General features: G+C 39.5%; 11 protein-coding genes. 6 read left to right on the forward strand and 5 right to left on the reverse strand.

Annotated elements, in window-relative coordinates; all coding sequences use genetic code 11:
• Positions 1–311: 311 nt before the first annotated feature.
• Positions 312–1,805 (reverse strand): Na+/H+ antiporter NhaC family protein, encoded by a 1,494-nt coding sequence (locus GLW08_RS13015; RefSeq protein ID WP_160849087.1) that lies wholly within the window; start codon positions 1,803–1,805, stop codon positions 312–314.
• A gap of 95 nt (positions 1,806–1,900) precedes the next feature.
• Positions 1,901–3,298, reverse strand: a complete 1,398-nt coding sequence (locus GLW08_RS13020; protein ID WP_237458443.1) for an NAD-dependent malic enzyme — start codon at positions 3,296–3,298, stop codon at positions 1,901–1,903.
• Positions 3,299–3,448: 150 nt separating this feature from the next.
• Here GLW08_RS13020 and GLW08_RS13025 point away from each other — a divergent pair, with 150 nt between their 5' ends.
• Positions 3,449–4,756 (forward strand): Glu/Leu/Phe/Val family dehydrogenase, encoded by a 1,308-nt coding sequence (locus GLW08_RS13025; protein WP_160849088.1) that lies wholly within the window; start codon positions 3,449–3,451, stop codon positions 4,754–4,756.
• Between the two features lie 300 nt (positions 4,757–5,056).
• On the opposite strand, the gene GLW08_RS13030 is transcribed toward GLW08_RS13025, so the two are convergent.
• Entirely contained in the window at positions 5,057–5,509 is a 453-nt protein-coding gene (locus GLW08_RS13030; protein WP_160849089.1) for a DUF2269 family protein, read from the reverse strand.
• A 333-nt stretch (positions 5,510–5,842) separates the two neighbouring features.
• Here GLW08_RS13030 and rlmH point away from each other — a divergent pair, with 333 nt between their 5' ends.
• From rlmH to GLW08_RS13045, 3 genes are all read left to right on the forward strand, one after another.
• Entirely contained in the window at positions 5,843–6,322 is a 480-nt protein-coding gene (rlmH, locus tag GLW08_RS13035; RefSeq protein ID WP_160849090.1) for a 23S rRNA (pseudouridine(1915)-N(3))-methyltransferase RlmH, read from the forward strand.
• 1,018 nt (positions 6,323–7,340) lie between these two features.
• Complete coding sequence (locus GLW08_RS13040) at positions 7,341–9,056, forward strand: diguanylate cyclase (RefSeq protein WP_160849091.1); 1,716 nt, start codon at positions 7,341–7,343, stop codon at positions 9,054–9,056.
• A gap of 634 nt (positions 9,057–9,690) precedes the next feature.
• Complete coding sequence (locus GLW08_RS13045) at positions 9,691–10,629, forward strand: aldo/keto reductase (protein WP_160849092.1); 939 nt, start codon at positions 9,691–9,693, stop codon at positions 10,627–10,629.
• A 278-nt stretch (positions 10,630–10,907) separates the two neighbouring features.
• Here the strand turns inward: GLW08_RS13045 and GLW08_RS13050 are convergent, their stop codons facing one another.
• Positions 10,908–11,906, reverse strand: a complete 999-nt coding sequence (locus tag GLW08_RS13050; RefSeq protein WP_160849093.1) for a tRNA dihydrouridine synthase — start codon at positions 11,904–11,906, stop codon at positions 10,908–10,910.
• Positions 11,907–12,238: 332 nt separating this feature from the next.
• Between GLW08_RS13050 and GLW08_RS13055 the strand changes: the two genes are divergently transcribed.
• Positions 12,239–13,771 carry a malate:quinone oxidoreductase gene (locus GLW08_RS13055; RefSeq protein WP_272917088.1) on the forward strand — a complete coding sequence of 511 codons (1,533 nt, stop codon included), beginning with the start codon at positions 12,239–12,241 and terminating at the stop codon, positions 13,769–13,771.
• A 151-nt stretch (positions 13,772–13,922) separates the two neighbouring features.
• Here GLW08_RS13055 and GLW08_RS13060 read toward each other — a convergent pair whose 3' ends face one another.
• The gene (locus GLW08_RS13060) at positions 13,923–14,417 is read right to left on the reverse strand and encodes a hypothetical protein (protein WP_160849095.1); all 495 of its coding nucleotides are present in this window, start codon (positions 14,415–14,417) and stop codon (positions 13,923–13,925) included.
• Positions 14,418–14,577: 160 nt separating this feature from the next.
• Here GLW08_RS13060 and GLW08_RS22270 point away from each other — a divergent pair, with 160 nt between their 5' ends.
• Positions 14,578–14,712, forward strand: a complete 135-nt coding sequence (locus GLW08_RS22270) for a hypothetical protein (RefSeq protein ID WP_337193936.1) — start codon at positions 14,578–14,580, stop codon at positions 14,710–14,712.
• Positions 14,713–14,760: the final 48 nt, after the last annotated feature.

Raw genomic sequence — 14,760 nt, forward strand, 5'->3', positions numbered from 1 at the left:
ACGATAAGTCAACATCCAATCGTTACCGCTCTTCGTGTTTCCTTTATCTCATACGGAGCCGCCAGTTGCCAGTTTTTTCGTCGCTAAACGGGCACTTGCGCTTTTGCCACATCCAGCCCCAGCGCCCAGCGACTAGTAACCTCCTTACAATAAGTCCACATCGGATCGCTTGCGCTCTCTGTGTTTCCTTTATCTCAAAAGTATTTAGAGGAGGTTCGATTAAGACCGCTGCATCACGCAGCAACATCGAACCAACCCACTTCCTGTGGGCAGCAGTTTGTACGTCGCTAAAACGGGCACTTGCGCTTTTGTTATTTCTCCACATCTGATGGTTTTACTTCTTCTCCATTTTTGCCAGTGAAGCGTAGCCCCCAACCTGTTAGGGCTGAAATGAGCATGACCAATAACAAGAACCATCCTTGAAATACATAAGGAACAACTTCTGTTGGGCCTGCGATTGGAAGGAAAGGGAAATCTTCTTTTGCCCCTTTGATTGTTGCCCATGCTAGAAGGACTCCTCCGCTCCATGGGAATATGTATCCGAGTGAAGAGGATACTGTATCAAGGAAGTTTGCTCGTCGGTACGGGTGAATATTGAATTCTTTTCCTAATTTACGGACGAATGGACCTGCTGTAATTTCAGCGGCTGTATTAATCGTAATAAAAATATTTAAAAAAGCAACGATGCTGAAAATCGATAGCTCAGCTCTTTTCACAACACCATTGATAATCTTCATGAAAAAGTCCTTAATGGCCTCCATCGTACCAGCAACTTCCATTAGATGGGCTGCGGCCAGTATGAATAAGATTAATATGGCCATATTGAAATAGCCACCAATCCCATTCATTAGTGCCCCTCCAATAGCAGCTTCCCCAGCATCATTACGATAAATATGAATAACCTTTGTTAGTGGGGTTCCTTTCGCAAAAATAACGATAATTGATGCGACAATGCCTAAGGTCAAGGACGTTAACAAATGTCTGCCCGATAAAGCTAGATACAATACGAGAACAAAAGGAACTAACATAATAAGTCCTGTAGGTGATACTTCACTTTGGAGTTGTTGGAGTGCATCTTGATTCGCAATTCCTTGTCCGCCACCTCCAAAGACAATGAATAATAATAAAGCTGGGATAGCGGCAGAAATGGAATATTTAAACCGTGACTTCACCACTCCAGGTACATCAGCTTCTTGCGTTGTTGCTGAAACAATAGTGGTATCAGAAACAGGCGCTAGGTTATCACCAAAAACAGCACCACTAAGAATGGCTGCTAACAATACAACTGGATCAGCCCCGAGAATAACTCCAGCTGGATACATTAAAATACCGAATGTCGCAACGGTTCCATATCCTGTACCGACTGCTGTAGAAAATACAGCTGCGAGTAAGAAAGTCAGTCCTACAACTAAACCGCCTTCTAGACCAGTTTGGAATCCAAACCAAATCAGTCCATCTACTAAGCCACCTGCAGCTAACAGCTTGGCAAACATACCAGCCCAAAACCAGGCAATGACAGCAATGACGCCAATGGGTTGAGCCATTCCAGCTACTAGTGCTTGTGCGTAGTCCTTCCATAATGATTTACAGAAGAAAAGACCTATGGCAACACCGATAACCATACCTAATACGAGTGCTTCTTCTGTAACAAGCTTCATCACACTTAGTGTTATTGCCCAAATAATAAAGAAAATGAGCGGGAGGGTAGAAGTGAACGATCCTCCGTAAAATTCTAGATGCTTAATTTCTTTTTGTCCGACAGCTTCTGATGCTTCTTTTTGTTGTTGTTTTTCTTGATCGTCCATAAGTTACCTCCTGGCTAATAGTAAATATCTCTTTTGATTAAACAGATACGTTATATTGTAGATTGTTAACCATAGCATTTCAACAAAGAAAAACTTTATTGTTTTCTAGCCACGCCTGATGATTTGGCAGCCTCTATGACAGCATCCCGAATTGCTGGTACTATATTTTCATTAAATACACTAGGGATAATATAATCTTCATTTAACTCTTCCGTATCGATGGTAGAGGCAATGGCTTTTGCTGCGGCTAGTTTCATGTCTTCGTTGATATCGGAAGCCCTACAGTCCAAGGCCCCTCGGAAGATACCGGGAAAACATAGCACGTTGTTTACTTGATTCGGATAATCGGAACGACCCGTTGCCATCACTTTGGCATAAGGTTTCGCTTCGTCTGGTGTAATTTCAGGGTGAGGATTGGCTAATGCAAAAACAATTGGATCTTTTGCCATCTGTTTCACATCGTTTTGAGTTAAGATACCTGGAGCGGAGACACCAATAAATACATCTGCTTTATGAATGACATCATACAATTCCCCTGTTTCATCATGGGGATTCGTTTTTTGGGCTATGGAATTCCAGCTCTCATTGTTATAGGTTTGTTTTCTTGTGAGAGCTCCTTCAATATCTACCCCAATTACATTCTTCCCTCCAGCTTTTAATACCATATTTGTAATGGCAATCCCCGCCGCGCCTATCCCACAAATAACGATTTTGCACTCTTCCATCTTTTTATCGACAAGCTTTAATGCATTTAATAGGCCTGCAAGTGCAACAATCGCTGTACCATGCTGGTCATCATGAAATACCGGAATATTTAATTCCTTTTTCAATTGCTGTTCTATATCAAAACATTGAGGAGAGGCGATGTCCTCTAGATTAATCCCCCCAAATGATGGACTTAAGGCTTTGATTAATTTGATGGTGTCCTCGGCAGATTGGGGTTCTATACATATAGGAAAAGCATCTACATTTGCAAATTGCTTAAATAGCATCGCTTTTCCTTCCATGACTGGCATAGCAGCTTCGGGTTTAATATTTCCAAGTCCTAATACTGCCGTTCCGTCAGAAATGACAGCCACACTATTCTTTTTGATAGTGAATTGGTAAGCTAAGTCAGGGTCTTCATCAATAGCTTCGCATACTCTTGCAACCTCTGGTGTATAGACTCTCGACATCTCTTCTCTATTATCTACTTCTACTTTGGACTTAACATGTATTTTTCCACCTGAGTGAATAAGGAAGGTACGGTCCGACGTATGCTTAATCGTAACACCTGGCAATTGTTCAAGAGAATGGATGATGCGTTGTTGTTTAGTTTCGTCATTCACATTAATGGATATATCACGAACGGTAGTGCTTTTTTCTTCTTTAATGACATCGATGGCTACAATATCTCCTCCTGCATTACTAACAATCGTAGCAATTTCTCCAAATGAGGTTTTCTCTTTTATCATTTCTAAACGAAGAATAATACTCATAGTTGCTTTCGACATAGCGCTAACTTCCTTTCCACTTTTCTCATTCATTACGTTTAGAATCCCACAGCTTGAAAGAAATATGAGCAAAGCTTGTAGTCCGTTACATAAGAAGGGAGAAAAAAACACACATTATGTGTAATAACTTTTTTCTCGGAGGAATGGCTTATGACAGTAGAACAGCATAAGGTGGAAGCAGATATCTCCACTCATGGAAAAAATCCATACGAAATCGTACAAGAACTTTTAAAAGAATCCGTAAGTGGGCTAGGGTTAGACGAAAGCATCTATCAAATCCTAAAAAAACCTATGAGATTGTTAGAGGTGTCAATACCGATTCGAAAAGATAACGGGGATATTGTGAACTATACAGGCTATCGTTCCCAGCATCTTGATATCTTAGGTCCTACAAAAGGGGGCATTCGGTTTCATCCAGATGTTAATATTGATGAGGTGCGAGCATTATCCATATGGATGTCTATGAAATCCGCTATTATTCAATTGCCACTAGGTGGAGGAAAAGGTGGAGTCATCGTAAATCCAAATGATTTAAATGAGCGTGAGCTTGAAGAATTAAGCAGAAGCTATATTCGGAAGATTACCCCGATTATTGGACCAAAAAAAGATATTCCAGCCCCTGATATGAACACTACACCAGAAATCATGGCGTGGATGATCGATGAATATGACAAATTAAATGGCTATAATATCCCTGGTTTGATTACAGGTAAACCAATTATTATTGGAGGATCTCAAGGGAGATTAGAGGCAACGGGAAGAGGTGTAGTGATTACGATACGCGAAGCAGCTAATGCGATTAACCTAGATTTATCACAAGCAACGGCAGCGATACAAGGCTTCGGTAATGTTGGGAGCGCTACGGCACATTTTCTGCATGAAAGTGGTGTGAAGGTTGTTGCAATTACAGATGCATCAGGTGGAATTTATAATGAAAATGGAATAAACATCCCTGAGCTTTCTGAATTTGTAGCAGAAGGAAATGTTATTGCCGATTATGAAAAATGTGAATCTATTTCCAATGAAAAGATGTTTGCCTTGCCCGTTGATATTCTGATTCCGGCAGCCATTGAAAATCAAATTACAAAAGAAACAGCACCTACCATTCAAGCAAAAATTGTAGCAGAAGCAGCTAATGGACCGTCAACCCCTGAAGGCAATGATATTTTAGAGGAAAAAGGAGTCTTTATTATTCCTGATATCCTTTGTAATGCGGGTGGAGTAACCGTTTCTTATTTTGAATGGGTACAGAATACAATGAATTATTACTGGAAAGAAGAAAAAGTAAATAGGGAACTAGAAGAGAAAATGATTGGTGCATTCAAGCGCGTGTATAAAATGAAAGAGGAGAAGAAGAGCGGAATGCGCCAAGCAGCCTATATGGTCGGTATTAAACACCTTGTCCTTGCTCTACAAGCTAGAGGCTGGATTAAAAACGGGGATTTATCGAAAATGTAGAATGAAAGCGGAAGCGCCCGTTTAGTGACGTACAAACTGTACATGAGGTTAGAGGAGGTTCGATTAAAACCGTTGCATAACGCAGCAACATCGAACCAACCTACGTCGTGTAGGTCGAAAGGATACATGGAGAGCGGTGCGATTCGATGTTAACTTATCATAAGGAGGAGTAGAAAGTTTGCTGGGCGTTGGAGCTGGACGTGGATATAAAGCTATATAAAAACAAACATTTCTATAATTTCTAATACAAAACACAAAAAGGAAGCGAAATCAGACGCTTCCTTTTTGTATGGTCTCCTGTTATGGTTTTAGTATCATCAAAATAAAGAGAAGAACACCTAAGGTTGATGCTACATAGAACCACGTGTTGACACTCTTTAAAAGTTGTTCTTGTTTTAAAGGGAGTGCGGTTGCCTGTTTATTTTCCTCCAAGTTGACCCAATAATGTACTCTTCTTGATTTTGGCGTTACCATAGCTATGACGATGATTTGAATGAGAATATAGAGAATGAGGGACCCAACTAACCAAACTTGCATAAACGAGCCATAATCACCAAGCCATATGAGTAATAAGCCTGACACCACAGCGATGGTCCCACCAATCTTAGGGAAGTACTCAAGCTTTTTGCCTAATGCAAGTGACTCGCGCAATTGAGCAGATGTTTGATCAGGATGTACAAGAACGTGCGCAAAAAACGTAGGACCAACACCAACAATGGCAGATAGCACATGAATGAGCACTAATAATGACAAGCGAGTTCCTCCCTTTTAAGAAGTGCAAAAGTATAAGCTTTGGAGCTTACATCCAGCGCCCAGCAACTAGTATGCTTCCTTCGTCTCCGTACGATAAGTCAATATCGAATCACGCATGTTTTCGTGTTTCCTTTATCTCCTACGGAATCAGGTGAAGGAGGTTCGATTAAAGCCGCTGCATCACGCACCAACATTAAACCAACCTACGTCGTGTAGGCCGCAGCATATACGTTCCCCCAGGGCGCTTGCGCCTTTCAAGAGTAATGCACTTCCTATATCTATGAGGGAAAAAGAAAGAAATAACCCACTATACATAAAAAGGAGAACGATTTTATGAAGATTTCTATTATCTCCGTTGGCAAGTTAAAAGAAAAATACTTAAAACAAGGTATTGATGAATACATCAAACGAATGGGCCCATATGCAAAAGTCGATATCCAGGAAGTTTCGGATGAAAAAGCACCAGAAAACCTTAGTGAAGCCCAAATGGAAGAAGTGAAGCAAAAGGAAGGCGAACGCATTTTAAGCAAAATTGGAGCGGATACATACGTCATCACATTAGAGATTGAAGGCAAGAAGATTACATCAGAAAAATTAGCCGAACAACTCGATCAGCTAGCAACATATGGAAACAGTAAAATCGCCTTTGTCATTGGTGGATCCCTTGGCATTAGCGAAGGTGTTCAGAAACGCTCCGATTTTGCATTAAGCTTTTCGAAGATGACGTTCCCCCATCAAATGATGCGGTTGATGTTGTTGGAGCAGGTGTATCGAGCGTTTCGAATTATGCGTGGGGAACCCTACCATAAATAGAGGCGGTTTTTTATCTTGTGTTGGAAAAAGTATTAAATAAAAGGTAAGTATCAAAGATATGGTTCTATATTCTAGCGACAATACCTAAACAAAGCCTTTTCGCCTACAAAGGGCTTTTTTTAAATTTTCTTTAACTAACATTGATGAAGAAACGCTGAAAAAAGATGTTAAAAAGAAAATTGAGATTAACTATGGACCCTTTGAGTATAGTTACTAAAAAAATATATCGTTCAAAATTCCAAAAAACCATTAATGAGTACAGATAACTCACTTATTAGACCATTAGGTGTAAATGTTTCGAAGGTACTAAACTATCTTTCAGAATGAGGATATGTTGATCAAAGGTAGGTTTAAAGGGGATTTCCGTATCCATCTGAAGGAAATGGTCAACGTCATAGAGGATTTACTGAAAAATAAGAAGTTACAAAATAAAGATAGAACAGTATTTTGTAACTAACAATAGATAGATATTTGTTATAGTTTAATAATCACTTAAGTACAAACTAAAAGGTTACTTTATGGATATAGTAGTACTTTATAACCGCTTTCCTTTCAATGCCAAACTGTAAAAATAATTGTTATGAATGTGAAAGCGGTTTATAATTGATGGGAAAAGCGTTACTCCGTGTATTGATTTAAAATGAAAACGGAATATAGGAAATGTTAACTATCGTCCTCTAGATCTTATATTAGAATTCATTCCTCTGTAAGAGTTACTTTAACATGGAGGGACGCTGGAGAGCATTGTGTTATAAATAAAAGCAAGTCTTTTATTTATCCATTGGACATTTGATCTTTTAAAAGGGGAGAAATTGTTATCGAAAATGGCGATTTTTTTCGGAACATTATAGACGAATATCTTCTTAATCAAATAATGTTACATATGCAGTTAATAGTAGCAATATTTAGAATCGATATAATCAAAGTGAAATGAGTAAGTTGAAGGAGAGGTACTATGCGCCGGTTATTGAGACAATTATTAAAGTCATTCACCAGGAATATAAAAGGAGTCATGATAATGGCTTTTTTTTTAATCTTCGTGATGATGGTGCTCATCGGTACCATTTCCTTCACCGGGATGGAACGATTGAGTAGGGTAAATCATATGGCCAGCGCTTCATACAATGTACTCATGCTAATGAATTCGATTGAAGAATCGATCAACAAGGTGGAGCTTGAGATTTGGGATCATTTCTCAGGAAACGGATGGAAAAGCTATGTAGAGACAAGCCATGGGGCTAATGCTAAGTTCAATATGGATGATCAACAGCTTAACGCGTCAATGTACTCTATTGGAACGTTGCCTTGGTCTGTTCAAGTCATGCAAGGTTCTTTTACTCTCAATCAGAAAAAGCATTACAAGCTGATATTTGATGCAAAGTCAACAACGACTCGGCCAATCCAAGTGCTGTTTGAGAACAGTATATACTACAACAAGTATCAAGTTGCCACCGTCAATTTGATGAATGATATGAAGCAATACACCATAAGGTTCCAAATGCAAAACCCTACGGATCAGCTGGTCCATATTGTCTTCGGCTTTGGACAATTACCTGAAATGCAGTTAAATGATAGACATCGCATAATCATTGATAATGTAACGTTAATCGAGGAGGAAACAGGCAAAGAGTTGCTTAATAACGGTGAATTTGCTTCAAAAAATGTACAGTTAATCCTAGAACAAACACAAAATGATTTTAAGCAATCGATTCGTTCCATCCAAGACAGTATATCAGATCGTCCTCCGCAAAAAGAGTTAGTCAATCAGTTGAACAAAACTCTCGATCAATGGCTTCAGGAAAATAACCAGATGATCAAGGAATTGAATATGGCCATGGCATCTAGCGGTAACCTGAATGCCGATCAGGAACTGCAATCGTTCGCATCAATAACGGAGGCAACGAAATCAGAGATAACTCAATTGATTAATCAGATTAATGAAATGGAAAAACAGTATTTGTACAATAAAAAGCAGGAAGTAGTATCAATCAAACGATTGGTGTACGGAAGCTTGGTCATTGTTGTTGGTATCTCAATCATCCTATCATTATTCATCTATCTTTATTTCAATAGAACCATAATTAGACCAATTCGGTGGACGTCGGATTGGCTGAAGCAGATGGCAGAGGATGATGATAGCAATATGACAAGAAGAGATGACTTAAAAGAGAGTAAAGTTCATTTGGCCATCAGTGAAATACGCCAACTTTACTATCATATGATCGATTATCACAAGTTGCTCTCCGATCAGGTTCAAATTGACGGTTTGACAGGGTTAATGAATAGAAGGGCGTTCGATCAAGTGATTGCGGATTGGTTCGACAAAAAATTGCCATTCTCGCTCATCTTGATAGACATCGATCATTTTAAAAACATCAACGATACCTATGGGCATCTCATAGGCGATGAAGTACTCAAACAATTAGCACAGCACTTATGCGCAATCACTAACGATAGAACCTTAAGTTTCCGCTATGGAGGAGAAGAATTCGGGTTATTGATTCGCGAGCAAGATGTGGGGGAAGCGTATGTCATTGCTGAATGCTTGCGACATAAAGTTGCTGAAGTTCAAGGTCCGACAGGGGTTTCTATAACAATCTCGATTGGAATAGCCCAGTATCAAACAGCAGATGATTCTTCGATCCCAATAATCGAACGTACTGACACTGCATTGTATCAATCTAAACTGAATGGGAGAAACCGAACGACCGTGTTTGACTTTGACAAGGATTAGAGAAGCATTTACCCAAATTAAACTTTATCAAGATCACATTCATTATGCTAGTTTGTTTACTAATGGAAAACTAAAAAAATACAACATACCTGATGATAAATGGGTAGAATGGGACATACAAAGAATAAGTTACTAATATTCAAATAATGTAAGTCTTAAATTCACTAACTTAGAAACATCCTATGAAAAGCGAAAAGAAATCCTAAGGGATAAACTGAAATCAGTATTAAATAAGGTCTACGGCATGTATAAGGAATAATGTCTTTATAGAAGGTATTATTCTTTTTTATAAAGACGTATCTCCTGGCTGAAGCGTTCCCCGCGGAAGGCGAGTTTTTGCAACGCCATATTAGCACTCATCTTGTAAAGGAAGTTGAAGACAACCAATATCAGTTACTGCAGAATTTCTCTCAACTACGAAAAAAAAAGCAACAAAAAAGTACACGGAAAGAACCTTTATAAAAAACAGCTAGTATTTTAGGTGCGGGGAGCCGTACCATAAGTAACTGTAAAACATTGAGAAAATTATGTACACAGTTAAGCACGCAGAAAAAAACATCGACTCTATTCATCGGCAACAGAGGACAATTACATGATTTAATAATATAGAATCAAGAAAAGGGGGAAATATTAAATGAAACAACGAAGCTTAGGGAACACCGGAATACAAGTATCGGAGGTTGGGTTTGGTGCTTGGCAATTAGGTAACGAGAAAGACTGGGGAAAGATGACAGAGAATGAAGCGATTTCTTTGGTACATACAGCCATGGATTCTGGATGCAATTTCTTTGATACAGCTCCTAATTATGGAGATGGTAAAAGTGAAGAACTTCTTGGCAAAGCCTTTAAAGGAAAAAGGGACCAGGTGGTCATTAGCAGCAAGTGCGGACACCATCCAAATGATGAACAAAACTTTGAACCTAGCAAATTAATATTATCAGTGGAAGAGAGTCTACGAAGGTTAAATACAGATTATCTTGATAGTCTTCTCCTACATAATCCTCCCTTCTCCACTCTTGATGGAAACAGTCATCAGTTTGAAGTGTTGAGAAAATTGAAAGAGCAGGGGAAAATCAGAGCCTTTGGAGCTTCAGTTGATACTGGCAAAGAGATGTTTGAACTATTAAATCAAACACAAAGTCAGATTATTGAGGTTATGTTTAATCTATTTCATCAAGAACCAGCTGCCGCAATAAAATCAGCGCAAAGCCAAGGGGTTGGAGTTATTGCCAAAGTACCCCTAGACTCAGGGTGGCTTACCGGTAAATATGATGCAAACAGTACATTTAATGGGATTAGAAGCAGGTGGAGTGTAGAAGAAATTGAACGAAGAGGGGAGCTAGTAGAAAAAGTTCGTCGTATTTTAAAAACTGATGATATCTCTATGGTACACGGAGCTCTACAATTTATCCTTTCTTATAGCGAAGTTTCTACCGTTATCCCTGGAGCAAGAGATATACAACAGTTCAACCAAAATAGATCTGCATCGCAAGGCAGATTATCAAAAGAGTTGATAAATGAATTAAAAGGTCTTTGGGAAGAAGAAATTAAGGATAACAAGTTAACATGGTAATTCAATGAAGCAGAATTGGCTGATTGCTAAGGTTGAGTGAAGAATGCTGGAGCAGGTATATCGGGCGTTTTGGATTTTGCAGGGGGGACGTATCATAAATAGAGTCAAAAAATGTTGAAATTAAGCACGGGGAAGGCTCTCTTACTCCACATAAGTAGAAGAACCGTCATACCAGCTTTATTGCATCATTTTTTGCTTATCAAAAAGAGAGAAAAGCCCAAGCAGCTCTTCTCTCCTGTGAAAATCTAAAAGTGATTCAAACGAAACAGGGGTTTTACTTACGTAACAGAAAAACCTTTCTCTTCTTTTACTCCATCTTGCTCTGTAAACTCATCAAGCAGAGCGCGTACTTCATCGGTGGATTCTGTCTCCATCAGTCGATTCCTTAATTGACCCGCTCCATGGAATCCGCGGACATAGATCTTAAAGAAGCGGCGAAGTGGTTTGAAGAGACGCGGCTCTAGTTCTTCAGAATACTTATCATGAAGGTCTAGTTGTAGACGCAGAAGATCGAGCAGTTCTTCACTGGTATGCTCTTTCTTCTCTGTTTCGAAGGCGAACGGATTATGGAAGATTCCTCGTCCAATCATCACACCATCTACGCCATATTTTTCTACGAGTTCAAGCCCCTTTTGACGGTCAGGGATATCCCCATTGATTGTTAGAAGCGTATCAGGAGCCACTTCGTCACGAAGTTTCTTGATCTCCGGAATCAGCTCCCAGTGAGCATCAACGTTACTCATCTCTTTTTTCGTGCGGAGGTGAATGGAAAGATTGACAATATCCTGTTCCAAGAGGTGCTTCAGCCAGTCGTGCCATTCCTCTACTTCCGTATAGCCGAGACGAGTCTTTACGCTTACGGGAAGTCCTCCTGCTTTGGCTGCTTGGATGATATCTGCTGCAACATCTGGACGACGGATTAGCCCACATCCTTTTCCTTTCGTTGCGACATTCGGTGCAGGGCAACCCATATTGATATCGATTCCGCGATATCCCATTTCGGCCATGCCAATACTCATTTGTCGGAAGTATTCCGGTTTATCTCCCCAAATGTGAGCGACAATTGGCTGTTCATCCTCTGTGAACGTCAGACGTCCCCGTAAGCTATCTCTCCCTTTTGGATGGCAGTAGCTTTCCGTATTCGCAAACTCTGTGAAAAACACGTCAGGTCTCGCTGCTTCACTCACGACATGACGAAAAACGACATCCGTCACGGCTTCCATCGGTGCCAGAACAAAAAACGGTCGCGGCAACTCATGCCAAAAATTATCTTTCATAGTATATCTGAACCCTTTCCTTAAGGGAAATCACATTCCCAAAATTAAAAAGAAAAATGTTTTTATTATATCCATCATTAGATGGTCTCGATTTCATCATTATACACTTTAATAGTATTCAACGAAAAGTGCAAGGGAACGATTCTTCTCTCAGTTAAATACATAATTGCCTATAATAGTAAAATTTTATGAAATTATGTTCACAAGTTTTTTTAGTCTATAGAAAAAAATGATACACTAGTAGTAGATTGAAAAATAATTAGAAAAGGTATATCTTTATGGCAATTCTTGTTCAGAGGATGTCTGAATAGGAACACCGTATCTTTTCTGTAATGTATAGGGAGAATGAAGAGCACATGAGTAAAAACTACACGAGAACAGATGCCATTTTAATAGGTGCTGGAATTATGAGTGCAACGTTAGGGTCATTGTTGAAAGAGTTGGCCCCAGATTGGAACATTCGCGTGTTTGAGAAGTTGGATAGTGCAGGCAAGGAAAGCTCGAACGTATGGAATAATGCCGGAACCGGACACGCTGCTCTATGTGAATTGAATTACACACAAGAAAAATCAGATGGATCAATTGATATGAGCAAAGCAATTAAGGTAAATGAGCAGTTCCAGGTATCTCAACAATTTTGGTCTTATTTGGTAAACAATAAGCTTATTGGGTATCCAAGTGACTTTATCATGCCTTTACCTCACATGAGTTTTGTACAAGGGAAGCAAAATGTAGAGTTCTTGAGAAAGCGTTACCAAACGATGTCGAACCACCCTTTGTTTCGAGATATGGAGTTTTCTGATGATCAAGAGCAACTGAAGAAGTGGATTCCGCTTATGATGGAAGACAGAGATCCAAATGAGCCGATTGCGGCAACCAAAGTTGATTCAGGAACCGATGTCAACTTCGGGGACCTTACTAGTAAAATGTTTGATCATCTAGAATATAGTGACGTCGAGGTCAACTACAGACATAGTGTTGAAGATATTAAACAAAAAAGCGATGGAACTTGGGAAGTCAAGGTGCACGACAACGAAAATGGAAAGATTGAATACCATATAACAGATTTCGTATTTATCGGTGGTGGAGGCGGTAGTCTTCATCTTCTGCAAAAAACTGGAATTCCTGACTCGAAACATATCGGCGGATTCCCTGTTAGTGGATTATTTATGGTATGTAACAATCAGGAAGTAATCGACCGACACCATGCGAAGGTGTATGGAAAAGCGAAGGTTGGAGCACCTCCGATGTCTGTACCTCACCTTGATACAAGATTTATTGATCAAAAGAAATCGTTACTGTTTGGGCCGTTTGCCGGCTTTTCACCAAAGTTTTTGAAAACCGGTTCACTTCTTGATTTATTTACATCGGTAAAATCGGATAATGTGTTTACGATGTCAGCCGCAGGTGTAAAAAATGCGTCTCTAACAAAATATTTGATTCAGCAAGTGATATCCTCCAAAGAAAAACGGATGGAAGACTTACGTGAGTTTATTCCAGATGCAAAGAGCGATGATTGGGATTTAGTCACAGCTGGTCAACGTGTACAAGTGATTAAAGATACAGAGAACGGTGGGAAAGGAACGCTTCAATTTGGTACGGAAGTTGTCCATTCGTCGGATGGTTCAGTAGCTGCATTACTAGGGGCATCTCCAGGTGCTTCGACTGCCGTGCAAGTTATGCTTGAGGTAATCGAGAAGTGTTTTCCAGAACACTTGAAGGATTGGGAGCCGAAAATTAAAGAAATGATTCCTTCTTATGGTCTTTCCCTAGCCGAAAACCCAGAGCTTCTTAAAGAGATTCATAAATCTACGTCCCAGACTCTAGGGCTATACGAAAACCAACAAGAAACGGTTTTTAGTTAATGCACCTAAACATTACTAGTAAAAAGTTATAACGCCAAAGAACCTTTAATCTAGTTTAGATTGAAGGTTCTTTTTTGCTTGTATAACCCCCTATCTTTGGGACTGTATGGCATTTAAATTAATAACCAAATACACTTTTCCTTTCCGTTGTTTAAGAACACCAGACGACAATTCGATAAGGGGTCGTTTGGGCGGGAATACTTTTTGTACTAGGCCCGTAGATCACAATGAGATTTCGGTTTGAAGGGTCCTTTGTAAATGGTTGACCATTCGCTAGCATCATTTGTGTATAGGGAGATAAGTTTAATCGTAACTGTCCATCACTACTGACGAGCTGGCTGTTAAAGTAATCTACTTTGACGTTTTGATAAGCACTTTCCTTTACCATAACAAGGGCGCGATATTGAGGTGGGTATATAAGCGGAGTAGGTGCATTTCTATCATAATATCCAGTTACTTGATCACCTACTGAGACAATAGCATGATCTACAAAATAGGTGGTGGGTGAAATCACGAAATTAACCATCGCACCAGCACCGTTATCCACCGATATTAATGTGTAACAACCTTCTCCTTCGCCGTTTTGCCCTGTTATAAAATCATTAATCATGGTGACTGTACCTGAAAATAAGGTGAAGTTTACCACACTCTGGTACCTCCTTCTGTTATAGACTAAGTAAGCACAACTTCTAAAACATCATATGTGTACTTTAATCTAAAATTGTCAGTATTACGTGACATTTCAGGAAGGTAATAGATTGATTTTAGCTAACATAATAAAAGCACATCTTAAGGGAGAGTGACAAATGGATTCCACTATAATCTACTTTGAAAAACTACAATCCAAGGATAAACAAACTCGTTATAAAGCTTTCCAGCGACTTCAAACCATGACAGTGAAAAAGTGGACTGGGCTTATGAAGTGTGGGATTCTTTATTAGAGGATACGACCCACAAAGATAATCACCGACGTGCGATTGCCACGCAGC

It is taken from the genome of Pontibacillus yanchengensis, assembly GCF_009856295.1.
GTDB lineage: Bacteria > Bacillota > Bacilli > Bacillales > BH030062 > Pontibacillus > Pontibacillus yanchengensis_A.